The following is a 22,846-nucleotide window of genomic DNA, read 5'->3' as shown; positions in this document are numbered from 1 at the left end:
ATCGCCATGTAGCCCTCGGGCTGGCCGGTGGTGTCGAGCCAGTTGGCGATGCCCGGGTCGGTGTGCGAGACCACCAGGCGGAAGACGTTGTCGGCATCGCGGTGCGCCTGCAGGCCGCCGAGGCTGCTCTGGTAGTTGGCGAAGTCCAGCGATTCGCCCCACATGTTGCCCAGGCTGAAGCCGATGTACACCGGCTCCACCGGCTGGTGCATCTCGACCACCAGGGCTTCGTCGGCTGCCAGCTCGAAGATGCCGCCGCAATACACGTTGGTGGCCATGCCGCCGGCGGTGGCGAGCGAGGCGGCATTGGGCTTGTTGAAGTCGTTGCGCGGCATGAAGCACTGGCCGTCGCCGTTCATGTCGCCGTAGCACTCGCACACGACGGCGTAGAACTCGTTCCAGAAGTGCACCTGGTTGCGGGTGAAGCGGCCGATGTCTGCGATCTGCTTGGCCGCGACCTCGGGCGTGTAGGCCGGCATCGGCCTGCCGAGCAGGTCGTTGCGGTAGATGAAGAGCTCGAGCAGGTCCTCATGCTCCCAGTCGGAGAACAGCTCGCGCAGCATCACCAGCTGGCTCACGTACTCGCGCGTGACGCTGCTGCCGTCCTTCTGCTTGCGCGTGCGGCTGGCGCGGGTGAGCATGAAGTTGCCCTCGTAGCCGGGCGGCTTCTCGGGCGCGAGCAGGATCTCGAAGCGGCCGTCGGCCTCCACCTTGAGCTCGGTGCAGTCCAGCTCCGCGCAGTTGATGCGCGAGCCGGGGGTCATCTCCTTGAGGCTGCCGCTTTCGCCCGAGTAGCCGCTGGGCGTCTCGAAGATCACGTAGTGCGGGGCCTTGCGCACCCCGGCCGGCGCCTTGCCGCCGCGCCAGGCGCTGGTGTCGGCGGCGCGACCGCGGATGGTGTAGCTGTAGTTGCCGTCGATCGGCGCCATCAGGTAGAGAGCGTCGCAGTTGTCGATGGTCGAGCGGTTGAGCGGCTGGATGGCGCGCACGAAGTAGGGGAACTCCGGCGTCGGACCGAGACAGCGCGAGATCGAGCCGTACAGGAAGCCGAGCACGTAGCGGTAGCCTTCGGCGAGGTTGCGCGGCGTGGCGGGCGGGGGCCACAGCTTGGGGTCGTCGATGGCGTCGCGGGCGTCCTGCAGCTGCGCGATCATGCCGTCCCAGGCCTGGCGTAGCTGGACTGCGGCGTCGCGTGTCTCTGGGTCGCGGGGCTCGACGTGGGCCTTGACGGCCTCGAAGACGGCATCGTGCCGGGGGTTGGGCTCATGCATGGGCCAGCTCCTTTTCCTTGTCCTTGTGTTGGGCGGCGGGGACGTCTTCGTCCCAGTGGAATTGCTCGAACAGCGGCGCCAGCCGCGCGCGGATCTCGGCGTCGTCGAGGCCGAATTCGGCCAGGCTGTAGCGGTGTTCGGTTTCGTGCTTGCGGGTACGGGCGGCCTCGGCCTCCAGGAAGCTCGCAAAGGCGGGGGTGATGTCGAGCCCGAGATCGCGATAGACGTCCTCGATCGTGCCCTTCGGGTCGGTGGTCAGGCGGCGGTAGTCGATGACTGCACGCGGGGTCGCGGGGTGGCGTTCCAGCACCGTGAGCGGATGCAGGTAGGACTCGTAGGAGAGTCCGGTCATCACCTGGTTGGATTCGCGGATGCGGTCCTCCGACAGGTTGCCCTGCAGCTTCCAGCCCACGTTGAGCAGCTTGAGCAGGCTGGGGATGGTCTCGTGCGGGTTGCGGTAGAGGATCACGAAGCGCGCATCGGGAAAGGCCTCGATCAGGGACTCGACGCGACCGCAGTAGGTCGGGTTCTTGCTCAGGTGGATGCGGTCGCTGCCGTTCAGGTAGAGCTGGCGGCGCACGCATTCCCGGTAGAACTTCATCATCCGGCGCCGGCTCGCGGCCGGGCGCTGGTCGATGTGGAAGAAATCGAGCTCGCTCATGTAAGGGAGCTTGGTCAGCCAGAAGCCCGAGGCGCAGGAGTTGAAGTACAGCAGGTCGTCTTCCTCCGGGATGGTCAGGCCCATCTTGTGGATGTGCTGCATGGGGCCGAACTTGCGCTTCTCCCAGGCCTGCAGCCTGCGCTCGAGCGCGCGGCCGAGCAGGTGGGCGTCGATCCAGGCGGCCAGGCGCACGAGCTTCTTCTGCAGCAGCGAGGGCAGCAGCAGCTCGTAGTACTTGAAGGTCGAGAAGCGCTCGTCGGCATCCATCAGCCGGTGGGCGAGCGTGGTGCCGCTGCGCGCGTGGCCGATGATGAAGACCGGCGTCTTGACGCGCGTGCGCCACAGGCCGGGGAACAGGATGCCGTCGAGGAAGAAGCACACGGCGGTGAACGCGGCGCGCAGTGGCACATGCAGCAGCAGGAGCTTGTACAGCCCGCGCCGCCGGCGCGAGTTGGGCTCCTGGCCGACGAGGCGCAGCAGCTTGAACCAGACGGTGAAGTCGAAGTAGTACAGCAAGGGGGTCTCCTTAGTCGTTCGGGATGCCTTCGCCGGGCATCTTCTTGAGATAGCGGACGAGTATGGCGTGCAGCTCGTCGACGAAGTCCTGGGTCAGGATCAGGTCTGGGTTGCGGTCGAGCGTGGCGTGGATCGTGCCTTCGAGCGCGTTGGCCACCATCTGCGCGGCGAGCGCGAAGTTGTTCACCCGCAACGCGTCCTTGTGGCGTCCGAGGGCGGACGGCAGCCACTCGGCAGTGCTTGGCTTGTTGGGGTAGCGCTTGCGTGAATAGGCCTCGAAGTCGTACTTCCAGTGGATCTCGAGGTAGAAATCCTGCAGTTGCAGGTACAGGCGGCGGTGGCGCGCAACCTGCTCCTCCACGAAGAAGGCCAGCGTCGCATCGAGCGAGTTCTCCGCCAGGGCGATTGCCTGGCGGTCGAGCCGCTTGATCTCGTCGAGCTCCGAGGTCAGTAGCGCATTGCAGATGTCGGCCGCGATGGCGTGCTTGTCGGTGTAGTACTGGTAAAGGCTGCCGATGCTGACCCCCGCAACCTCGGCGATGCGGTTGGTGGTCAGGCGTGCATGCCCCTCCTCCTTGAGAATGCGCAGCGCCGCTTCGCGAATCGCGCGCAGGGTCGCGGTCGCTCGGGATTGGGTCGGGTTGCGGCGCAGTGGAGAGTGGTGGGAGGCCATGGGCATTCCTTCGCGTGACGTGGTCATTGGAGCAAGCCATCCACCGCCTGGCTACTCGCTTTCGATGTACGGAGGCGAACGGCGGGTGGATTCAAAGCGTCTTGTAAACAGTGGCTTGCAGGCTGCTTCAGATTCCCTTTCGCATAAACTGAGCCTTGCTCGGTTTTTGTTGCGCTAGGCCGCGGCGGTCGTGCCCCAGGCGGCGAAGTGGGGGTTGGCGAAATCGGCCTTGCCATAACGCAGGGTGGTGCCGTCGAGCGTGCGGACGATGCCGCCGGCGGCGCGCAGCACGGCGTCACCGGCGGCGATGTCCCACTCCATGGTGCGGCCCAGGCGCGGATAGACATCGGCCTCGCCGGCGGCAACCAGGCACAGCTTGAGCGAGGAGCCGGCGTTGGTCTGGCTGGCGACCTTGCGCCCTGCCAGGAAGGCGGCGAGCGCCTCTGCGTCGCCGTGCGAGCGGCTGGCCACCACGGTGAGGCCTTCGGCGGGCGGTGTGCGGCACGCGATCGTGCGGCGCACGCCCTTGTCCTCCACCGTCGCGCCGATCCCGGCTGCGCCGGCGAACAGGCGGTCGAGGGCGGGGGCGAAGACGACGCCGAGCATGGGGGCACCGTGCTCGATGAGCGCGATGTTCACGGTGAATTCGCCATTGCGGCTGATGAACTCCTTGGTGCCGTCGAGCGGATCGACCAGCCAGAAGCGCTCGCCCACCGCGGGAATGCGCCCGGCCGCGGCTTCCTCCTCGGAGACCACCGGAATGTCCGGGCTGAGGCGGGCGAGCGCGGGCAGGATGAGGGCTTCGGCGCGCTCGTCGGCCTCGGTCACAGGGGAGGCGTCGGTCTTGCCGCGTACCGCGAAATCGGTGGCATAGATCTTCATGATCTCGTCACCGGCCGCGCGGGCGACCGGGAGCAGGGCGTCGAGCAGGGCGCTCGGTTCGTATCGCTGGGTCATGGTGGTTCCTGTTCGTGTGTGGGGAGAGCGGGCCCGTGCGGGCCCGCTGCCTTCAGTCGGCGATGACGCCGCGCAGGCGCAGCGTGGCGATGACCGCGTCGGCGGCCGCGTCGAGTGAGAGTTGCGGCGTGGCGAGCTGCAGCTCCGGGTTCTCCGGCGCCTCGTAAGGCGAGTCGATGCCGGTGAAGTTCTTCAGCTCGCCGCGGCGCGCCTTCTTGTAGAGGCCCTTGACGTCGCGCTGCTCGGCGATCTCGAGCGGCGTGTCGACGAAGATCTCGATGAACTCGTCCTCGCCCATCAGGCTGCGCGCCATGCGACGCTCGGACTTGAAGGGCGAGATGAAGGCGGTGAGCACGATGAGGCCGGCATCCACCATCAGCCTGGCCACCTCGGCCACGCGGCGGATGTTCTCGACGCGGTCGGCGTCGGTGAAGCCCAGATCCTTGTTCAGCCCGTGGCGCACGTTGTCACCGTCGAGCAGGTAGGTGTGGTGACCGAGCGCGTGCAGCTTCTTCTCGACCAGGTTGGCGATCGAGGACTTGCCCGCGCCCGACAGGCCGGTGAACCAGAGCACGCAGCTCTTCTGGTGCTTCAGGGCCGAACGCGCCGCCTTGTCGACATCGACGTGCTGGACGTGGATGTTGTGCGCGCGCCGCAGCGCGAAGTGCAGCAGGCCGGCGCCGACGGTGTTGTTCGACAGCCGGTCGACGAGGATGAAGCCGCCGGTGTCGCGGTTGTCGCGATAGGCATCGAAGGCGATCGGACGGTCGAGGCTGAGGTTGCATACGCCGATCGCGTTCAGTTCCAGCTTCTTCGCCGCGACATGCTCGAGGGTGTTCACGTTCACCTGGTACTTGATGTCGGTGATCGTGGCCGTGACCGTCTTGGCGCCGATCTTGAGCAGGTAGGGGCGGCCGGGCAGCATCGGCTCGTCGTGCATCCACACCAGCGTGGTCTCGAACTGGTCGGCCACCTCGGCGGGGGCCTCCACCGTGGAGATGACGTCGCCGCGCGAGATGTCGATCTCGTCGGCCAGCGTCAGCGTCACCGACTGGCCGGAGACGGCCTGCGCCAGGTCGCCGCCGTGGGTGACGATGCGCGCCACCGTGCTCTCGCGCCCCGAGGGCTGCACGCGGATGCGGTCGCCCGGGCGGATCACGCCGCTCGCCACCTGGCCGGCGAAGCCGCGGAAATCCAGGTTGGGGCGGTTGACCCACTGCACCGGCAGGCGGAAGGGCGCGCGCTGCATGCGTGCGTCGTCGATCTCGACCGTTTCCAGGTAGGCCATCAGCGTACTGCCGTGGTACCAGGGCATCGCGTTGCTGGGCTCGATGATGTTGTCGCCCCTGAAGGCCGACAGCGGGATGAAGCTCACGTCCTCGAGGCCGATCTGTGCGGCGAAGGCGGTGTAGTCCTCGCGGATGTCGCGGGAGACCTTCTCCGAGTAGTCGACCAGGTCCATCTTGTTGATCGCCACCACGATGTGGCGGATGCCCAGCAGCGACACCAGGTAGCTGTGGCGCCGGGTCTGGGTGAGGATGCCCCTGCGCGCATCGACCATCAGGATCGCCACATCGGCCGTGGAGGCGCCGGTGACCATGTTGCGGGTGTACTGCTCGTGGCCCGGGGTGTCGGCGACGATGAACTTGCGCTTGTCGGTGGAGAAGAAGCGGTAGGCCACGTCGATCGTGATGCCCTGCTCGCGCTCGGCGGCGAGGCCATCGACCAGCAGCGCGAAGTCGATCTGGTCGCCCTGGGTGCCGAACTTCTTCGAGTCGGCCTCGACCGCGGCGAGCTGGTCCTCGAACAGCATCTTCGATTCGTAGAGCAGACGCCCGATCAGCGTGCTCTTGCCGTCATCCACGCTGCCGCAGGTGATGAAGCGCAGCAGGCTCTTGTGTTCGTGCGCCTTCAGGTACTGCTCGATGTCGGTGGCGATGAGGTCGGAAACGTGTGCCATCAGAAATACCCCTCTTGCTTTTTCTTTTCCATGGAAGCGGCGGAATCGTGGTCGATCACCCGACCCTGGCGCTCGGAGGTCCGGGTGAGGAGCATCTCTTGGATAATCGCCGGCAGCGTGTCGGCTTCGGACTCCACCGCACCGGTCAGCGGGTAGCAGCCCAGGGTGCGGAAGCGCACCTTCTTCATCATCGGCACCTCGCCGGGCTTGAGCGGCATGCGGTGGTCATCGACCATGATCAGCGTGCCGTCGCGCTCGACCACCGGCCGCTCGGCGGCGTAGTACAGCGGCACGATCGGGATGTTCTCCAGGTAGATGTACTGCCAGATGTCGAGCTCGGTCCAGTTCGACAGCGGGAACACACGGATCGACTCGCCCTTGTGCTTCCTGGCGTTGTACAGCTTCCAGAGTTCCGGGCGCTGGTTCTTCGGGTCCCAGCGGTGCTGGGCGGTGCGGAACGAGAACACGCGCTCCTTGGCGCGCGACTTCTCCTCGTCGCGGCGCGCACCGCCGAAGGCGACGTCGAAGCCGTACTGGTCGAGCGCCTGCTTGAGGCCCTCGGTCTTCATGATGTCGGTGTGGATTGCCGAGCCGTGGGTGAAGGGGTTGATGTCCTTCTCCACGCCCTCGGGGTTGATGTGCACCAGCAGGTCCATGCCCGTCTCCTGCGCCATGCGGGTGCGGAAGCGGTACATCTCCTGGAATTTCCAGCGCGTGTCGACGTGCAGCAGCGGGAAGGGCGGCACCGCCGGGTAGAAGGCCTTCATCGCCAGGTGCAGCATGACCGCGCTGTCCTTGCCGATGGAATACAGCATGACCGGGTTGTCGGCCTCGGCGACGACTTCGCGCAGGATGTGGATGCTTTCGGCTTCGAGCCGTTGCAGGTGGGTGAGTGTCATGGATTCTCCTGCTTGTTGCGGGATCTAGGGACGTGGGGGGCCGGCCGCGCCACCGGGGCGGCGCGGTTCGGTACTGCGTGGAGCGTGGGGGTTCAGGCGGTCGCGTGCAGCCTATGCACCTGCCGCGGGCGCTGGGGTGGTCCGACCGCGGCGCCATCGGCCGCAGGCGGCACGACCTCGTAGAGCGTGCTGCGCTGGCGCAGCGGACGTTCGCAGCGCGGCAGCCGGCGATCCGGTGGTGGCAGCGCGCGTGACACGCTGCGAGGCAGGTGTGGCGTCGTGGGCTGCGAGGGGTTCGGAGTGTCGTGTCTGCATGGTCTGGGTGCTGTCCTTGGCAAAATTGAAGCATCTCAGATACGACGATGGCTACTCGCTTTGAACCCCTCGCTGTTTGCTGGGGGTGAAAGAAAACCATTTTAAAAACAGTGTATTGCGACCTTGCTTGAGATGCGTTCCGGCTGAATGTGAACAAGCTCGGTTTTTGCAGTACGGGACCGCGTCAGGGGTAGAGGGGAAACAGGTAGGGGACGACCGTCAGCGCCACGGCGCTGTAGGCCAGCGTGATGGGCAGGCCCAGACGCACGAAGTCCATCGCGCGGTAGTGCCCGGTGGAGAACACCATCAGGTGCGTCTGGTAGCCGAAAGGAACGAGGAGGCCGGCGCTCGCGCCGTAGCACACGATCATGATGAACGGCGTCGGATCGGCGTCGAAGGCCCGTGCGGCCGCCAGGGCGATCGGAAAGCCGAGCGCGGCGGCGGCGTTGTTGGTGAGCATCTCGGTCAGAAGCAGCGTGATCAGGTAGGCCCCGATGAAGGCGCCCCAGACCCCATGGCCGGCGGACACCGCGCTCATTGCCTGCACGATCAGCCCGGCGGCGCCCGAATCCTCCATGACCCGCGCAATGCTCAGCGCCGATCCGATGATCAGCACCAGTTCGAAGGGAAAGCGCCGGCGCATCTCCGCCACCTCCAGCAGGCCGGCCGCGATGAACAGCCCGGTCAGCATCAGCAGCCCCGGCAGCAGCGGCAGGCGCTCGAGCGCTGCCAGCACGATCACGGCGAAGAAGCCGGCAAAGGCCAGGAGGCTCTGACCCGGGCTCAAACGGGGCCTGACGGGGGCGCCGCTGACGATCACGAAGTTGCGGTCGAGGTTGCGGTGCTGGCCAAAGTCCGCGCCGGTGGCGAGCAGAAGGCAGTCGCCGGCGTGCAGGACGATCCGCCCCAACTGACCCGAGAGTTGCTGGCTGCTACGGCGGATGCCGACCACCCCCGCGTCGAACATGGTGCGGAAATCCAGATTGCGCAGCGTGCGCCCGTCGAGCTCCGATTCGCCGGTGATCACGACCTCGACGAGATTCGAGTGCAGCAGCGCGCCGCTCTGATGGCCGAAAAGCTGCAGGCCGGGAAAGCGTTGCAGGGTCGATACCTTTGCGATCTCGCCGGTGAAGATCAGGCGGTCGTCCGCCTGCAGGACCTCGCTCGGACTCGCCGGTGAGATGAGATGACCCTGGCGAACGATCTCGACCAGGTACAGGCCATCGAGCTGGCGCAGCCGGTTCTGTTCGATCGTGCGTCCGACCAGCGGCGCGCCCGGCATCACCCGCGCCTCGAGGAAGTAGCGCTGGGCCTGCGTTTCGGAGCCGCCCTCATGAAGGGGAAGATGGCGGCTGCCAATGGCGAGCACGATCAGGCACACGACCGCGATCGGCACCCCTGCCCAGGCGAGGTCGAACATTCCCATCGGCGGCAGCCCGGCTTCGACGGCAAAGGCGTTCACGACGAGGTTGGTGGACGTGCCGATCAAGGTGGTGATGCCACCCAGTATCGCAGCGTACGACAGCGGCAACAGGACGCGCGAGGGTGGGAGATGGCGTTGCCGGGCCAGTATGCCGAGCAGCGCGGCGACGATCGCGGTGTTGTTGATGAAGGCCGAAGCGATCGCAGTGAAGCCGGTCAGGCGCAACACGGCGAACGTCGGACGTCCGCGCAGGAGGCGCGCCGGCAAGGCGTCGAGCAAGGGCGCCCGCTCGAGCACCAGCGAAACCATCAGCAGCAGCGCCAGCGTGACCAAGCCCGGATTCACGTAGCTGGCGAGAAAGCTCTTTTCGTCCGTCCCGATCAGCAGGTGATAGCCGACCGCCCAGCTGACGAACAGGCTCGCGGGCTTGAAGCGGCCGCTCAACAGCAGTGCGAGCAGGACGGCGAGGGAAGCGAGGACGAGATAGGCCGTCATCGCTTGCCTGCGACCGGGGTCGAGCCCGCAGGGGCTGCAAGGTGGGTGAGGTGTGGTGTCTGCATGGTCCTGGCGCTGTCCTTGCCAGGATTGGAACACCTCGTATACGCGGACGGCTACTCGCTTCGGGACACTTCGAGCGCGCGCGCAAAACTTGTTAAGGCATTGAATAACAGGCGCTTGCGACTGACCTCAAGATGCATTCCGGCTGAATGTGAAGAAGCTCGGTTTCCTGTGCGCTCGGTCCCATCAATTCTCATCGGGGTGGGCGGGTTGTGATCACCCTGATGTATTGGCGCTCAGAGCCTCTGCGTCTGTTTCAACGGCATCCGAAGGTGCTGGCTGAGATCGCCGATGAAATCGAGTTGGCGGTAGTCGCGCTCGACGAAGCACCATTGGCCGCCGATGCGCGCGAAGCGGTCGTGGTAACGGCCGCTGGCGATGATCTGCAGTGGAAAGTCGTCAGTGGCCTGCATGACCGTGAAGCAGGAGCGAACTTGCGCGGTGCCGGTAGCTTCATCGATGTCGAGGATGGGATTGGTGACGAGGTGGCGCGTACGCGGCGTGCCGCACGGGTGGATCACAAGGATCTTGCGCCACAGTGCGAGCAGGCCGTCGGCGTCGAGCGGGCCGGCGGCGCCGGCCTCGATACGGGCGTGGAGGAAGAGGGCGGCGGCGTCTTTGAGGCGGCCTTCGTCGATGGCCTCGGCGTAGCGGTAGAGGAGGTTGCAAATCGCGGTGGCGGACGTGTCCATCGAGTGCTCCGTTTGCCCCGCCGCGCGCGCGTGCGATGGGCGGAAGGAAGAAAAAAAGCCGGGTGGCGGAGACGAACGCCGCACACCCGGCCGAGGGAGGATCTGAAAGTGCGTTCAGGCCTTCAGGCGCTCAGGCCAGCGAGCATGCCCGACTTCACGGCCCCTTCGATGTAGCTGATCTGTGCGCCGTCGCCTACTGAGCTGACCGGTACGCCAGCCGCCTCCAGCGAGCGTGCGAGGGTGTCGTCGGGCCGGGCGCCAACGGCGAGCACCACGGAGTCGGCAGCCAGCGTGTGATGCTGGCCTTCGGCATCGGTGTAGCGCACTGCCTTCTTGTCGATCGATTCGATCTTCACCCGGGTGTGCAGCGCCACACCGTGCTCGCGCAGGGTGTCGAGAACGCGCCAGCGGCGCACGATCGACAGCTCGCGCCCGAGGCTGGGCCCTTCTTCCAGCACCACGACCTCGCGGCCGCGATCCACCAGGAACTCCGCGAGTTCGACGCCGACCAGACCGCCGCCGATGATCACGACTTTCTTGCCCAGCGGCATCCACACCCGCGACAGGTTCTGGATGGCGTCGGCGCTGTCGGTGACGCCCACAAGGCTGCCGGCCTTCATCAGGGCGCGCTGTGCGAGCGAGAGCTTGCGCTTCGCGATCTCCTCGGCGCGGTCATCGGTCATCAGGCGGCGAAGCTCGTCACCAGACCACACATGATCCAGTTCGGCACCGGGGATGGGAGGAGCGTTGCGCTCTGCGCCGGTCGCGACGATGACCGAGGTTGCCCCCAACTGGCGGATCAGCTCGGGGGTGGCGGTGGTGTTGAGCCTTACGTCGACGTGCAGCTTCCTCATCTGTGTCGTCAGGTAGTCGAGCAAGGCACCGTTCTCCGCGTAGGCGAGTGCGGCGAAGAACAATGTGCCACCCAGCCTGCTGCCGCGTTCGACCAGCGTCACCTTGTGCCCGCGCAGCGCTGCAGCGCGGGCAGCCTCCATCCCGGCCGGGCCGCCGCCCACCACCAGCACATGCCCGGGCTTCTCCGCCGGGATGAGCCGGATCTCGGCCTCGTGGCCGGTCATCGGGTTCGCTGCACATTTGACGCGCTGATTGATGAAAATCTGGCTGACGCAGACATAGCAGTAGATACAGGGACGGATGTCTTCGGGCCGGTTCTCGGCAAGCTTGTTGGCCAGCTCGGGGTCGGCCAGCAGCTTGCGTCCCATCGCAACGAAGTCGCACTGACCTGCCGCGACGGCGTTGTCGGCAACTTCGGGCTCGAGTCGGCCGACGGCAATCACGGGGATCTTCACCGCGTCTTTGATCTCTGCCGCCCACTGCAGAAAGCCTGCTTTCTTCTGTACCAGCGGCGCTTCGGTGAAGGCAACACCGGTGCTGGTATTGGCATAGGCCGAAACGCTCACCGCGTCGCAACCGGCCGTTTCGGCCATCCTCGCAAAAACCCTGGCTTCCTCGAGCGTGATGCCGCCGTCCATCCGGAGCTCGTAGGCGTCCAGGCGCAGCCAGACCGGGTAATCGGCGCCGACGCGCTCACGCACGGCGGCGATCACCTCGCGCAGGAAGCGGCCGCGGTTCTCGATGGAGCCGCCGTACTCGTCGTCTCGCTTGTTGAAGTAGCCCGACAGGAAGCCGGCGATGATGTAGGTGTGCGCAGCGTGGATCTCGACGCCGTCGAAGCCGGCGCGCCGGGCGCGGTCGGCGGCTGCTGCGAACCACTCGATCATCTGCGCGATGTCGGCCTTGTCCATGACGCGGATCTTCACGCCCGCCTTCTCGCGGCTCTTGGACGAGCTGATGAAGGCGCCGAGCTCCTCCTGGGTGAGCGCGGCAAACATGTCGGTCTTGACCGCCGGCGGCATCGAAGGCACCCACAGCTCGCGGCCCTCGGCGAGGTCCCGCACCGCGGTCTTGCCGGCATGCTGGAGCTGTATGGCGATCTTTGCGCCATGTTTATGTACCCGGTCGACGATGCCCTTGAGACCAGGAATGAACTTGTCGTCCGAGAGACCGACCTGGTAGGGCTCGGCGGTGCCGTGCGGGTAGGCGATCGCACCGACGCCCATCGTGATCAGCCCGACGCCGCCTGCGGCGCGCGCCTCATAATAGGCTTGGATGCGTTCGCCGCAAGTCCCGTCTGTTTCGGCGAAGTTCGACCCCATTGGGGCCATGACGATGCGGTTGCGCACCGCCATGGTGCCGATGCGGCCGGGTTGCAGCAGGTTGTCGAATGCGCTCATGGCGTGCTTACCCTCTGATCATGAAATCGATGCAGCTGCGGTTGAAAAGATCCCGGTGTTCCACCTGTACCCAATGGCCGCACTGGTTGAGGAGAACGATGCGTGCATCCGGCGCGTTCTCGATCACTTTCAGCGCGCCGGTGTGCGGATTGAATCGGTCGTTGGTGCCCCAGAAGCCGAAGATCGGCGCCGAGATCTCGTGCAGGCGCGCGGTCATGTCCGGAACCATCATCGTCGAGAACAGGTTGGCTGGCTGCAAGGGGGCGATGGCTGCGCGTTCGTTGATGATCTCGTCGTCGAGCATGTCCGGGTCGAATACCTGAAGGCTCATCACGTGGCGCATCTCGGCAGGCCCCATCGGACCCTTGGCGAAAGTTTCGACCATCCGCACGATGCCCTCCATGCGGAAGTAAGTCTCGCGCGCCTCGACGCCTCCGGGCGCCATCAGGATCAGACGCTCGACCGTCTCCGGATGGGCCAGGGCCTGGCCGAGGGCGATCGCGCCGCCAAGCGAGTTGCCGAGCAGTGTGCAGCGGGCCACGCCGATCGTCTTCAGGAAGGCATTCAGGTTCGAAACGAAGAAGTCCAGGTCGTAATGGATGTCCGCCGGTTTGTCCGAGCGACCAAACCCTGGCAGGTCGAGCACAATGTTGCGGAAGCCGGCCTCGGCGAATGCCGGGTAGTTGCCCTTGAAGTTGCTGTAGCCGCTCGCGCCTGGTCCGCTACCGTGGAGCCACACCACAACAGGGCCTTCACCGACATCCAGGTAGTGCAGGCGAAGACCATTGTCGAGTTCGGCGAACTGGTCGAGCGGTATGGGCAGATCGAGTGAGGTCATGCGTGAAGCTCCTGGTGGATCATTTGTCGTTCATGCGCCGGCGGCTGCAGTACCCTGCCTGGAGGCTGCACGCCCAAGCCGACGGCGGTATGCGGGAATTGCGGCCAGCAGGCACAGCGCGGTCAGCACGTAGAGCGCCACTGTGCTGGCGAGGGCGTAGCGCAGCGCCTCCTTGCCGATGCTGGCCGCGAAGAAGTCGCTCAGGCTGCCGACCACGATCGGGCCGAGGCCGACACCGAACAGGGTCATGCCCATGACGAAGATGGCGGTGGCCTGTGCCAGGCGGTTCGGTGGGAAGAGATGGCTGATGGCGCCAAAACAGGGCACGGACCACCATGTGGCGGCAAAGCTGAACGCGAGATAGAAGAAGTACGCCTCAGGAATCGGGATGGCGCCCAGGTGGAATGCGACACCCGCAGGCCAGAGGTAGAAGCCAAGACCCAAGGGCACGCTGATGAGGCAGGCGATGAGCGGCACGCCGAGTTGCCAGCCCGGATCGCGTGCGACCAGACGGTCGGTGACGCTGCCGCACAGCAGGGTGCCGACCGTCGCGCTGAGGCCGCCGCCCAACCCGACGAGCAGGCCAGCATGCTGCATGCTGAGATCGTGCGAGCGGATCATGAAGCTGGGGTTCCAGGTGCCGATCGCGTACCCCATCACCGCTGCGAGCGTGCCGGCCAGAACCACGAGCAGGAATCCCGGGGTGGCGAGGAGTTCCCGCAATGTGTGGGTCCACTTCTCCTTCGTGGCGCCTGCAGCCGGAGTGACGGGTGCCGGAGGCGCGGGGTTGCGCACGGTCAGCCATAGCAGGAGGCCCAGCAACACGCCGGGTGCGCCGATGACGAGGAACGCGGTCCGCCAGCCGTACGTCTGCGCAATCCACCCGCCGAGGCCGAGACCGAGTACGGCCCCCAGGCTGGGCCCCATCAGGAAGACGGACAGCGCGCGCGAGCGCTTCTCCGGAGGGTACAGGTCCGAGACCATTGCCACGGAAGGTGCGGTGCCGCCGGCCTCACCCACTGCGACCCCGATTCTGAACAGCAGCAACATTGCAAAGCTGGTTGCCAGCCCGCACAGCATGGTCATGCCGCTCCATGCAATGCAGGCGATTGCGATCACCGGTTTTCGGCCGATGCGATCGGACAGACGGCCAAAGGGGAAGCCGAACAGCGTGTAGAAGATGGCAAAGGCCACCCCTGACAGCAGGCCGATCTGGGTGTCCGAGATGCCGAACTCCGCCTTGATCGGTTCGATCAGGATCGAGATGACCAGCCGGTCGATATAGTTGAAGACGTAGATGGTCGCCAGCATCGCCAAGGCGTAGTGCGTATGCCAGGTCGGGCGTTGCGGGGCGCCGGGGCTTGCATTCACGGCCATACTCCTTGACGGCGAGCGTTGGGCGGGTGGTACCGCCGGTTGAGGGTTTCAGCGATCTATCCTTATGCGCCCCGTGCTTTGCGGCATCGTCCATTCAGACGACGGCCCGCGCAGTGCGTCCCTGGCCTTAGTCCCCGTGGACGATGTACGCGCAGGAGTGCGGCGCAATGATGAGTCCAGGCTCGGCGATCTCCGCCGATTGCCAGGACGAATCGGAGACAGAAATGGATTTTTCGGACAAGGTGGTGTTCGTCACGGGCGCGGCCCAGGGAATGGGCAAGGCAATCTGCCTTCGCTTCGCGGCGTTTGGGGCGAAGGTCGTCGCAGCCGACATCAAGGCTGAGGCGGCGGCCGAGACCGTTGCCGAGCTGGGCGATCGGGGGCTTGCCGTGGCGTGCAACGTTGCCGATGCGGAGGCTGTCCGCAAGGCATTCGCAGACGCCGAGGCACGTTTCGGGCGCGTGGATGTCGTCATCAACGCTGCAGGGATCGGTGCTGTGGACAGCTTTCCGGAGGTCCCCGACGACAACTGGAACAGGGTGATCGGCGTCAATCTGACCGGTACCTTTCTGTGCTGCCGCGAGGGTGTGCGTCTGATGCAGAAACACGGCGTCAAGGGCGCGGTCATCAATATCTCGAGCACCGGGGCGGTCACGGGCGAGGGGCCGGTCCATTACATCGCCACCAAGGCTGGCGTGATGGGACTGACCCGCAGCATCGCGCGGGAGGTTGCCGCCAGCGGGATCCGCGTCAATACGATCGTCCCGGGTGCGACCAACACCGCAATGCTGGCTGGCATCCCCGATGAGTGGATGCAGGCGATGATCAAGACCATCCCGCTCGGGCGTGTTGGCGAGCCTGACGACATCGCGCGCGTCGCGACCTTCCTCGCCAGCGAGGACGCTGCCTACATCACCGGGCAGAACCTGGCGGTGAATGGCGGCATGGGTTTCATCTGAGTCGGGGGCTTGCGCGATGGCACAGGAAATGGAAGCGCTTCAGGCGCGCATCGATCGACTCGAGTCCATCGACGAGATCCGCCAACTGGTCGGTAAGTACGCGCTGTCGCTCGACATGCGCGATCTCGATGCGCACGTCGGTCTGTTTGCGCCGGACATCCGTGTCGGTAAGGAGAAGGTTGGACGTGCGCACCTGAAGGCCTGGGTGGATGACACGCTACGCAACCAGTTCACCGGCACATCCCATCACATCGGCCAGCACATCATCGAGTTCAAGGACCCGGACCACGCTTTTGGTGTCGTCTATTCCAAGAACGAGCATGAGACCGGACCGGAGTGGGTGATCATGCAGATGCTCTACTGGGACGACTACGAGCGTATCGATGGTCGCTGGTATTTCCGGCGCCGGCTGCCGTGCTACTGGTACGCCAGTGATCTGAATCGACCGCCGATCGGCGACATGAAGATGCGCTGGCCGGGGCGTGAGCCGTATGAGGGCAGCTTCCATGCCCTGTTCCCGTCATGGCAGGCATTCTGGGCGGCGCGCCCGGACAAGAGCAGTCTGCCCGAGGTGGCTGCGCCCGCCCGGATCGAGCATTTTCTCGAGACGATGCGAAAAGGGGCGCCGGATCCGCGCATCAGAGTTCGCTGAAAAATGGATGGCGACCCTGCGAATATCGTCCGAGTGGACGATGTTCGCAGGGTCGTTTGCTGTCAGTGTGCGAACCAGGAGCAGGAGGAGACTCTGCGGGCAGTCGATCGATCGGCGCCTGACAGATCCTGTATCGAGGCAGTTTTCCTTGTGCACAGGAAGGAGGGTGAAATGCTGGCGAAAATCTGTTTTGTCGCATTGATTGCGGGGCTTGTCGGATTCATGTTCACCTTGCTGGATCGGAGTTCGCGCCCGGTCCAGGTTGCGCAGCTGACCGGTAGCCACTGTAGTTCCCATGCTTGCATGATGGCCCCCGTCATCCCCGAAACCGTACCGGGTGGTTCGGATACGGCCGTCGTGATGCTGCGCTGAGTACGTCGTTTCCGCCTTCGGGCTACGCTCTGGCGCGGCCTCTTGGTGCATGCCTGTCCTCCTTCCGCAGGACCGTGGGTGGGGTGATCCCTCCGGCGCTGCGCCCGATGCTTGATGCCGAACCCACCCCACATTCCGCCTAGTCGATTTGAACGATTGAGCGCGTGAAGGTCTGTGGCATCGTTGTTTCCAGCCCGGGACCGCACAGTGTCCGGATCAATGAGGTAAGGGAGAATGGGTCTCAAAGGAAATGCCGCGATTGTCGGCGCAGCGCAATACAGGCCGGAGAAGTACACGACTGCGCCGCGGATGTTCCACCTCGAGCAGGTGGCGGATCTGGCCGGCCAGGCGCTCGCTGATGCCGGGCTGAAGGCATCGGATATCGATGGCTTGGTGATTCACGGCCCCCAGTTCCACGAGGCGCAGGTCTTCGTGCCTGCGATGGCGGCCGAATACCTTGGCCTGTCGCTCAATTTCGCCGAAGTTGTCGACCTCGGTGGTTGCTCGTCGGTCGCTGCGGTGTGGCGTGCTGCGATGGCCGTAGAGATGGGGCTATGCCAGGCCGTGCTGTGTGTGATCCCGGCGCGCATGGCGCCCTTCGGCCCCGACGAGGACCCGAGCTGGATGGCCCGCGCGATGCGCTTCGGCGGCCACAGCACTGCCTTCGGCGCACCCGAGGCCGAATTCGACCTGCCTTACGGCCACATGGGCCAGAACACCGGCTACGCGATGATTGCCCAGCGCTACGCGGCCAAGTACGGCTACGACCCCGTGGCGATGGCCAAGATTGCGGTCGATCAGCGCACCAATGCGCTCGCCAACCCGGACGCCAGCTTCTTCGGCAAGCCGCTTTCCATCGAGGACGTGCTGGCGAGCAAGATGGTGGCCGAACCGCTGCGCGTGCTCGAGATCGTGATGCCGGTGGCCGGTGGTGCGGCGGTGATCGTCGCCTCCAAGGAAGTTGCGGCGCGGGCGAAGAACCGTGGCGCCTGCATCACCGGCTTCGGCGAACACCTGTCCTTCAAGTCGCCGACCTACGCGACCGAGATGACGGACACGCCGATCGGCCCCGCGTCCGAGCGCGCCTTCGCGATGGCGGGCATCCAGCGCAGCGACATCCACGCCGCGCAGATCTACGATTGCTACACCATCACCGTGCTGCTGACGCTGGAAGACGCCGGCTTCGCGCCCAAGGGCGAGGGTATGCGCTGGGTGCGCGAGCACGACCTGACCTACAAGGGCAACTTCCCGATGAACACCCACGGCGGCCAGCTCAGCTTCGGCCAGAGCGGCACCGCCGGTGGCATGTCGCAGGTCATCGAGGCCTTCCACCAGATTTCCGGCCGCGCCGGCGAGCGCCAGCTCAAGCGCTGCGACACCGTGTTCGTATCGGGCACCGGTGGCGTCATGAGCGAGCAGGGCGCATTGATTCTCCAGGGAGCGTGACCAGGATGTCGACCAACAAACCCCTGCCGACCCAGACCGAGATTTCGGCACCGTTCTGGAACGGTCTCAAGGAAGGCCGACTGCGCCTCCCGCAGTGCAAATCCTGCGGGCACTGGATCTTCTTTCCGCGCCGCCACTGCGACAAATGCTGGTCGCAGGACCTGGAATGGAAGGAGGTCAAGGGTACGGGTACCCTGTACACCTACACCTTGACCCGCATTCCGACGCTGCCCGACTTCGCCGACGAGATGCCGCAGAAGATGGCAGTGGTCGAGCTTGAAGAAGGTGCGCGCATCAACACCACGCTGATCGGGCTTGACGAGTCCGAGATCAAGGTGGGCATGCGGGTGAAGCCGGTGTTCGACACGGTAAAGTCGGATGGCACCGCGCTGCTGCGCTTTACAGCAGCGGACAAGGATTTCCCTTCCCGCATCGACAGCACCCCAGCCGCGCTCGCCGCGGCAGCGGAGGCGGCGGCGAGTACTGCGCCGGTGGCCGGCAAGCGCCAGGTGCGTTTCGATGACGAGGCGGCGATGAAGGCGCTGGTCAGCGAGACCTATTCGGCCTGGAGCAATCAGGTGGTGGTTGATCAGGCGCTGATCGACGAATTCGCCAAGCTGTCGGGCGATGACTACTGGATCCACATCGATCCCGAGCGCGCGCGCAAGCAGAGCCCCTTCGGCGGCACCATCGCCCACGGCGCGCTGGTGCAGGTGTTGCAGTCGCGCTTCCGCATTCCGCTCGACTACGAGGTCATCGGTTTCAACAACATGGTCAATTACGGCTCCGATCGCCTGCGCTTCCCGGCGCCGGTGCCGGCCGGTTCGCGCATCCATGCCCGGTCGCGGGTCAAAACGGTCGAGAGGCTGCCCAAGGGCATGCAGATGACGATGGAGATCGTTACGCATGTCGTCGGCAGTGAGCGCCCGTCGGTCATCAACGATCTTGTCATTCTTTACATGTAGAACCCTTTTTGTAGTGCGTAGTGCCCCGGCCTCTCCGGCGGGTTTGCAGTTGTTGTCAGTAGTGGTCGTACCTACAGTCCTTTGGACTGGTTTCCTCCTCAAACGGTTTGCCGCCGCCCGCAAGGGTCGGCGGCATTTTTTTTCATCAGACACTCGAGAAGGGCGGGGATGTACGAATAGTCCTGATGGGTGATGATGAAAGGAGTCTGTTCTGGCATCGTCAATCGCCTGTTCACCACCTTCTGGAAACAAGCATGACGAAACTGTTCGGGGGCGACTACGACGAAGAGAAGGTCCGAAGAGCCTTTCGAGTCAGCGTGCCGAGCGCCCTTGCGCTCGGCTTCGTCATGGTGTGCTGGCCGGTCTGGTTCTGGGGCTTGCTTGGCATTGACCTGGGGGGCGCGCCTTATCCCGCGATCCTGTACGGAAGCGTGATCCTGGGCGTCGGGCTGGCGAGCATTGCAGGGATGCGTGCACCGCGACCGCACCTCGGGCTGCTTTTGTTTCTAGCCTGCTACAAGGGCATGGCGGTCATATTTCTTCTGGTGCACGGTTTGGCTGCGCTGCTCGACGGCAGGCACGTACCTGTCGCCGTATGGATCATCGCGGCGCTGTGGTTGCACCAGGCAATCACCAACGCACGCCTCTACCCATGGGGGTTGCGGGAGTGATGAAACGCCCGGACGGCGATGCGTACGAGGCTGGCACAGTCCCGATTGTGCGCAGCGGGTGGGTTGCGGACGATGTTCGCGCCTGGCCGGCGCTGAAGTCGGATATCGATGTCGATGTCGCCGTGGTCGGCGCTGGCGTGGTCGGCGCCTCGGTGGCGCTGCATCTTGCCGAGCGCGGCGTACGTGTCGCACTGATCGAGGCGCGACAGCCGGCCGATGGCGCTTCGGGCCGCAATGCCGGGCAGGTTCTGCCTTATCTCGGCAAGCTCGTCGATCGCGCGTCGTGGCCCGATCGGGGAGAGCGCTTGTTGGATTACTTCGTGCAGCATCGAAACATCGTTTTCGATCTGTGCAAGCGGCATGGCATCGACGCCGATGCGGCACCGTGCGGTATGGTCGCGGCCGCGTATCGCGAATATGCCTCGATGACCAAAAATGTTCATTACTGGCGTGGGCTGGGCTATGACGTCGATGTCGTGGATCGCGGCCGCCTGCGCGAGTTGCTCGGTACCGATCGCTACAGTTTTGGTGTGCATTGGCGTGAGGGCGGGCGCGTCAATCCGCATCGTTTCACCAATGGCATGGTCGATGCGGCAGCAAGATCCGGGGCGCTGGTCTTCGGCGATTCCCCGGTGGAAAGCTGCACGCCGGTCGGCCGTCGCTGGTGTGTTCGCACGCCGCACGGAGGCGTCACGGCTTCGAACGTGGTGCTATGCACAAACGGTCATGCAGGCAACGCGTTCTTTCCCGAACTAGCTGGCACCCACTATCCGTTACTGGCCTGCGGCGTCGCCACCACGCCGCTCCCCAAGCCCTTGCTCGATGTCATAGACCCCGGGCGGGTGGTCATGTCGCAGTATCCGCTGGGCCTCTTCCCGCTGGTTCTTGATGGAATGAACCGCCTCATCAGCGCGACCATTCCTGCGCCGGGGCGGGCGAACGATGCCGAGCGCTACTTCGGCTACCTGCTGAGGCACCTGAATCGCACCTGGCCCGAGACGCGGGACCACCCGATCGGACTCGAAGCATACTGGACTGGAATGACAGCCAACTCGGCGTCAGCCTATCAGGCTGGCAGCCCCCGTCTCTACAGGGTGGCCGATGGCGTGTTCGCGCTGCTGAACTTCGGCGCCGGCGGCAATGTGATTGGCCCGCTGCTGGGCATGAATCTCGCCCACGCGCTCGCCGATGACCGTCATCAGGATCTACTTCTGCCCATGCAGACGCCGGTGAGCGTCGCGTCGCCCGGGCGCTTCGAGTGGAAGATCCGTCATTTCATGATCCCGCTTGCGCGCTTCATCGATGGCCTCGGTGGATTGCGCATCTGAAGCGCGCGTTTCATCACGCCTTGTCGTTTTCGTAACGTACCGGATGGTGCCGGCGTCACGCTGCCTTCACCTGGAGCATGCGTCAACCTGGCCGCAAGCTCCGGGCTCAGCCGGGATGTTGCTTAGTCTCAACGGACGATGAGCATCCAGCCCAGTGTTCGCACAATGCCCCCATCACGATCAAATTTCCCGAGGGGAGCACTCACGATGATCGATATCCGCGGGCTGGCCTATTTTGTTGCCCAGATCGACGACCTTGAGCAGTGGCGGCGCTACGCAGAAGATGTGCTCGGCATGATGACTTCGCCCGCGCCGGGCGAGGGGCTCTACATCAAGATGGATGAACGCCCTTTCCGCATCCTCGTGGTCCGGGGAGATGCGCCGCGTTACGTCGCATCGGGCTGGGAATTGGCTAACGAGCGAGCCTTCCAGGCGGCCCTCGCGGAGCTTGAGGGGAAGGGAGTCGACTACGAAATGGCCGATGCCGCCACGGTCGCGCAGCGCGGCATGCAGGCCATCGCGGTGCTGACCGACCCCTCGGGCAACCGCCACGAGTTGTGCTGGGGTCATCTGTCGGACTGCCAGCCTTTCGTGTCGCCGCAGGGCGTGCCGCGCTTCCTCACCGGCGACATGGGCCTGGGCCACACGGTGATGCCGGCGCCCAATTTCGACGCCACTGCGGCCTTCTTCCGCGACGTGCTCGGTTTCGGCCTGTCGGACATCTTCAACTTCCGTCCCGACCCCGCCGCGCCGCCGGTGCGCATCCACTTCCTGCACTGCAACAACGCGCGTCACCACAGCCTGGCGATCGCCGAGTACCCGGTCCCGAGCGGCTGCGTGCATGTGATGGTCGAGGTCGATTCGATGACCGAGGTCGGCCGTGCCCACGACCGCCGCACCGCGCACAAGGTGCCGCTGTCGGCCACCCTGGGTCAGCACCTCAACGACCGCATGATCTCCTTCTACATGAAGACGCCCTCGGGCTTCGACCTCGAGTACGGCTACGGCGGCCTGCAGTGCGACTGGGAACGCCACAACGCCTTCGAATTCACCCGCGTCAGCATCTGGGGCCACGACTTCGGCGTCGGCCAGCAGGAACAGGCCGCCTGAGCGCGGCCGGCAACAGGAAAGCATCCATGAACAAACTGATGACGACGACCGATGTCGTCGCCCAATTGCGCGATGGCATGACCATCGGTTTTGGTGGCTGGGGCCCGCGGCGCAAGCCGATGGCGATCGTGCGCGAGATCCTGCGCTCGGACGTCAAGGACCTCACCGTGGTGTCCTACGGCGGTCCGGACGTGGGCATGCTGTGCGCCGCAGGCAAGGTGAAGAAGCTGATCTTCGGCTTCGCTACCCTCGACGCCATCCCCCTTGAGCCCTGGTACCGCAAGGTGCGTGAATCCGGCGCACTCGAGCTGCTGGAACTCGACGAGGGCATGTGGCAGTGGGGCCTGCGTGCCGCCGGCATGCGGGTGCCCTTCCTGCCGACGCGCTGCGGTCTGGCGACCGATGTCACCAGGCTCAACCCCGAGCTCAAGACCATCCAGTCGCCCTACGCCGATGGCGAGGTGCTGCTGGCCATGCCGGCCTTGAAGCTCGACGTCGCGCTGGTGCACGTCAATGTCGCCGATCAGCTCGGCAACACGCTGATCGAGGGCGGCGACCCTTATTTCGATCACCTCGTCGCGCGTGCGGCGGACGCCTGCTACGTGTCGGCCGAACGCGTCGAGGAGCGCCTGGCGCTCACCCCGGACCGCGCCCGCCTCAACACCTTCGAGCGCTACCTGGTGAAGGGCGTGGTGCATGCGCCCTGCGGTGCCCACCCGACCACTTGCGCGCCCGAATACGGCTGGGACATGGCCCACTTCAAGCGCTACGTCGCCAGCGCGGCGGATGACGGTGGCTGGCAGGCCTACATGGACGAGTTCGTCACCCCGGGCGAGGCCGCCTACCAGGACAAGAACGGCGGCATCGAGCGCATGGGCAAGCTGCCCCTGCCGGTGTTTTGAGGAGCGCGAGCGGCATGAGCAACAACACTGAATTCACCCTGGCCGA

20 protein-coding genes are annotated in these 22,846 nt (G+C 65.2%); 9 read left to right on the top strand and 11 right to left on the bottom strand.

Annotated elements, in window-relative coordinates:
* From RBT54_RS16050 to RBT54_RS16000, 11 genes are all read right to left on the bottom strand, one after another.
* On the bottom strand, positions 1–1,271 hold a 1,271-nt coding region (locus tag RBT54_RS16050), incomplete at its 3' end, for a hypothetical protein (RefSeq protein WP_320368068.1).
* Positions 1,264–2,448 carry a sulfotransferase family protein gene (locus RBT54_RS16045; protein ID WP_320368067.1) on the bottom strand — a complete coding sequence of 395 codons (1,185 nt, stop codon included), beginning with the start codon at positions 2,446–2,448 and terminating at the stop codon, positions 1,264–1,266. The genes RBT54_RS16050 and RBT54_RS16045, both read right to left, overlap by 8 nt.
* A gap of 10 nt (positions 2,449–2,458) precedes the next feature.
* Positions 2,459–3,121, bottom strand: coding sequence for a TetR/AcrR family transcriptional regulator (locus RBT54_RS16040; RefSeq protein ID WP_320368066.1), 663 nt, complete (start codon positions 3,119–3,121; stop codon positions 2,459–2,461).
* A 174-nt stretch (positions 3,122–3,295) separates the two neighbouring features.
* On the bottom strand, positions 3,296–4,078 hold the full coding sequence (gene cysQ, locus RBT54_RS16035) for a 3'(2'),5'-bisphosphate nucleotidase CysQ (protein ID WP_320368065.1): 783 nt from the start codon (positions 4,076–4,078) through the stop codon (positions 3,296–3,298).
* 52 nt (positions 4,079–4,130) lie between these two features.
* Positions 4,131–6,038 carry a sulfate adenylyltransferase subunit CysN gene (cysN, locus tag RBT54_RS16030; protein ID WP_320368064.1) on the bottom strand — a complete coding sequence of 636 codons (1,908 nt, stop codon included), beginning with the start codon at positions 6,036–6,038 and terminating at the stop codon, positions 4,131–4,133.
* Positions 6,038–6,937, bottom strand: coding sequence for a sulfate adenylyltransferase subunit CysD (cysD, locus tag RBT54_RS16025; RefSeq protein ID WP_281048864.1), 900 nt, complete (start codon positions 6,935–6,937; stop codon positions 6,038–6,040). The genes cysN and cysD overlap by 1 nt, the downstream gene beginning before the upstream one ends.
* A 499-nt stretch (positions 6,938–7,436) precedes the next feature.
* Entirely contained in the window at positions 7,437–9,170 is a 1,734-nt protein-coding gene (locus RBT54_RS16020) for an SLC13 family permease (protein WP_320368063.1), read from the bottom strand.
* Positions 9,171–9,469: 299 nt separating this feature from the next.
* Positions 9,470–9,925, bottom strand: a complete 456-nt coding sequence (locus RBT54_RS16015) for a nuclear transport factor 2 family protein (protein ID WP_320368062.1) — start codon at positions 9,923–9,925, stop codon at positions 9,470–9,472.
* A gap of 122 nt (positions 9,926–10,047) precedes the next feature.
* Positions 10,048–12,180, bottom strand: coding sequence for an FAD-dependent oxidoreductase (locus RBT54_RS16010; RefSeq protein WP_320368061.1), 2,133 nt, complete (start codon positions 12,178–12,180; stop codon positions 10,048–10,050).
* Between the two features lie 7 nt (positions 12,181–12,187).
* Positions 12,188–13,018 (bottom strand): alpha/beta hydrolase, encoded by an 831-nt coding sequence (locus tag RBT54_RS16005; RefSeq protein WP_320368060.1) that lies wholly within the window; start codon positions 13,016–13,018, stop codon positions 12,188–12,190.
* Positions 13,019–13,048: 30 nt separating this feature from the next.
* Complete coding sequence (locus RBT54_RS16000; RefSeq protein ID WP_320368059.1) at positions 13,049–14,395, bottom strand: MFS transporter; 1,347 nt, start codon at positions 14,393–14,395, stop codon at positions 13,049–13,051.
* Positions 14,396–14,619: 224 nt separating this feature from the next.
* On the opposite strand from RBT54_RS16000, the gene RBT54_RS15995 reads away from it, so the two are divergent.
* From RBT54_RS15995 to RBT54_RS15955, 9 genes are all read left to right on the top strand, one after another.
* On the top strand, positions 14,620–15,354 hold the full coding sequence (locus RBT54_RS15995) for an SDR family NAD(P)-dependent oxidoreductase (protein ID WP_320368058.1): 735 nt from the start codon (positions 14,620–14,622) through the stop codon (positions 15,352–15,354).
* Positions 15,355–15,382: 28 nt separating this feature from the next.
* Complete coding sequence (locus RBT54_RS15990; RefSeq protein WP_320368057.1) at positions 15,383–16,006, top strand: nuclear transport factor 2 family protein; 624 nt, start codon at positions 15,383–15,385, stop codon at positions 16,004–16,006.
* Between the two features lie 171 nt (positions 16,007–16,177).
* Positions 16,178–16,378 carry a hypothetical protein gene (locus tag RBT54_RS15985; RefSeq protein WP_320368056.1) on the top strand — a complete coding sequence of 67 codons (201 nt, stop codon included), beginning with the start codon at positions 16,178–16,180 and terminating at the stop codon, positions 16,376–16,378.
* A gap of 234 nt (positions 16,379–16,612) precedes the next feature.
* A complete protein-coding gene (locus tag RBT54_RS15980) occupies positions 16,613–17,824 on the top strand; it encodes a thiolase family protein (protein WP_320368055.1) in 1,212 nt (403 codons plus the stop codon).
* A 5-nt stretch (positions 17,825–17,829) separates the two neighbouring features.
* Entirely contained in the window at positions 17,830–18,789 is a 960-nt protein-coding gene (locus RBT54_RS15975) for an OB-fold domain-containing protein (protein WP_320368054.1), read from the top strand.
* Between the two features lie 254 nt (positions 18,790–19,043).
* The gene (locus tag RBT54_RS15970) at positions 19,044–19,460 is read left to right on the top strand and encodes a hypothetical protein (RefSeq protein WP_320368053.1); all 417 of its coding nucleotides are present in this window, start codon (positions 19,044–19,046) and stop codon (positions 19,458–19,460) included.
* Entirely contained in the window at positions 19,460–20,788 is a 1,329-nt protein-coding gene (locus tag RBT54_RS15965) for an FAD-dependent oxidoreductase (RefSeq protein ID WP_320368052.1), read from the top strand. Before RBT54_RS15970 ends, RBT54_RS15965 begins: the two co-directional genes overlap by 1 nt.
* Before the next feature lie 207 nt (positions 20,789–20,995).
* On the top strand, positions 20,996–21,898 hold the full coding sequence (locus RBT54_RS15960; RefSeq protein WP_320368051.1) for a VOC family protein: 903 nt from the start codon (positions 20,996–20,998) through the stop codon (positions 21,896–21,898).
* Positions 21,899–21,924: 26 nt separating this feature from the next.
* On the top strand, positions 21,925–22,800 hold the full coding sequence (locus tag RBT54_RS15955) for a CoA transferase subunit A (RefSeq protein WP_320368050.1): 876 nt from the start codon (positions 21,925–21,927) through the stop codon (positions 22,798–22,800).
* The last annotated feature ends 46 nt before the right edge of the window (positions 22,801–22,846 follow it).

It is taken from the genome of Thauera sp. (assembly GCF_034003485.1).
Lineage (GTDB): Bacteria > Pseudomonadota > Gammaproteobacteria > Burkholderiales > Rhodocyclaceae > Thauera.
The sequence above is the reverse complement of the archived record's forward strand: the minus strand, read 5'-3'. Positions and strand labels throughout refer to the sequence as shown.

Coding starts and splice junctions, on each gene's coding strand:
- RBT54_RS16040 (WP_320368066.1), bottom strand. CDS start 3,121: ATGGCCTCCCACCACTCTCCACTGCGCCGCAACCCGACCCAATCCCGA.
- cysQ (WP_320368065.1), bottom strand. CDS start 4,078: ATGACCCAGCGATACGAACCGAGCGCCCTGCTCGACGCCCTGCTCCCG.
- cysN (WP_320368064.1), bottom strand. CDS start 6,038: ATGGCACACGTTTCCGACCTCATCGCCACCGACATCGAGCAGTACCTG.
- cysD (WP_281048864.1), bottom strand. CDS start 6,937: ATGACACTCACCCACCTGCAACGGCTCGAAGCCGAAAGCATCCACATC.
- RBT54_RS16020 (WP_320368063.1), bottom strand. CDS start 9,170: ATGACGGCCTATCTCGTCCTCGCTTCCCTCGCCGTCCTGCTCGCACTG.
- RBT54_RS16015 (WP_320368062.1), bottom strand. CDS start 9,925: ATGGACACGTCCGCCACCGCGATTTGCAACCTCCTCTACCGCTACGCC.
- RBT54_RS16010 (WP_320368061.1), bottom strand. CDS start 12,180: ATGAGCGCATTCGACAACCTGCTGCAACCCGGCCGCATCGGCACCATG.
- RBT54_RS16005 (WP_320368060.1), bottom strand. CDS start 13,018: ATGACCTCACTCGATCTGCCCATACCGCTCGACCAGTTCGCCGAACTC.
- RBT54_RS16000 (WP_320368059.1), bottom strand. CDS start 14,395: ATGGCCGTGAATGCAAGCCCCGGCGCCCCGCAACGCCCGACCTGGCAT.
- RBT54_RS15995 (WP_320368058.1), top strand. CDS start 14,620: ATGGATTTTTCGGACAAGGTGGTGTTCGTCACGGGCGCGGCCCAGGGA.
- RBT54_RS15990 (WP_320368057.1), top strand. CDS start 15,383: ATGGAAGCGCTTCAGGCGCGCATCGATCGACTCGAGTCCATCGACGAG.
- RBT54_RS15985 (WP_320368056.1), top strand. CDS start 16,178: ATGCTGGCGAAAATCTGTTTTGTCGCATTGATTGCGGGGCTTGTCGGA.
- RBT54_RS15980 (WP_320368055.1), top strand. CDS start 16,613: ATGGGTCTCAAAGGAAATGCCGCGATTGTCGGCGCAGCGCAATACAGG.
- RBT54_RS15975 (WP_320368054.1), top strand. CDS start 17,830: ATGTCGACCAACAAACCCCTGCCGACCCAGACCGAGATTTCGGCACCG.
- RBT54_RS15970 (WP_320368053.1), top strand. CDS start 19,044: ATGACGAAACTGTTCGGGGGCGACTACGACGAAGAGAAGGTCCGAAGA.
- RBT54_RS15965 (WP_320368052.1), top strand. CDS start 19,460: ATGAAACGCCCGGACGGCGATGCGTACGAGGCTGGCACAGTCCCGATT.
- RBT54_RS15960 (WP_320368051.1), top strand. CDS start 20,996: ATGATCGATATCCGCGGGCTGGCCTATTTTGTTGCCCAGATCGACGAC.
- RBT54_RS15955 (WP_320368050.1), top strand. CDS start 21,925: ATGAACAAACTGATGACGACGACCGATGTCGTCGCCCAATTGCGCGAT.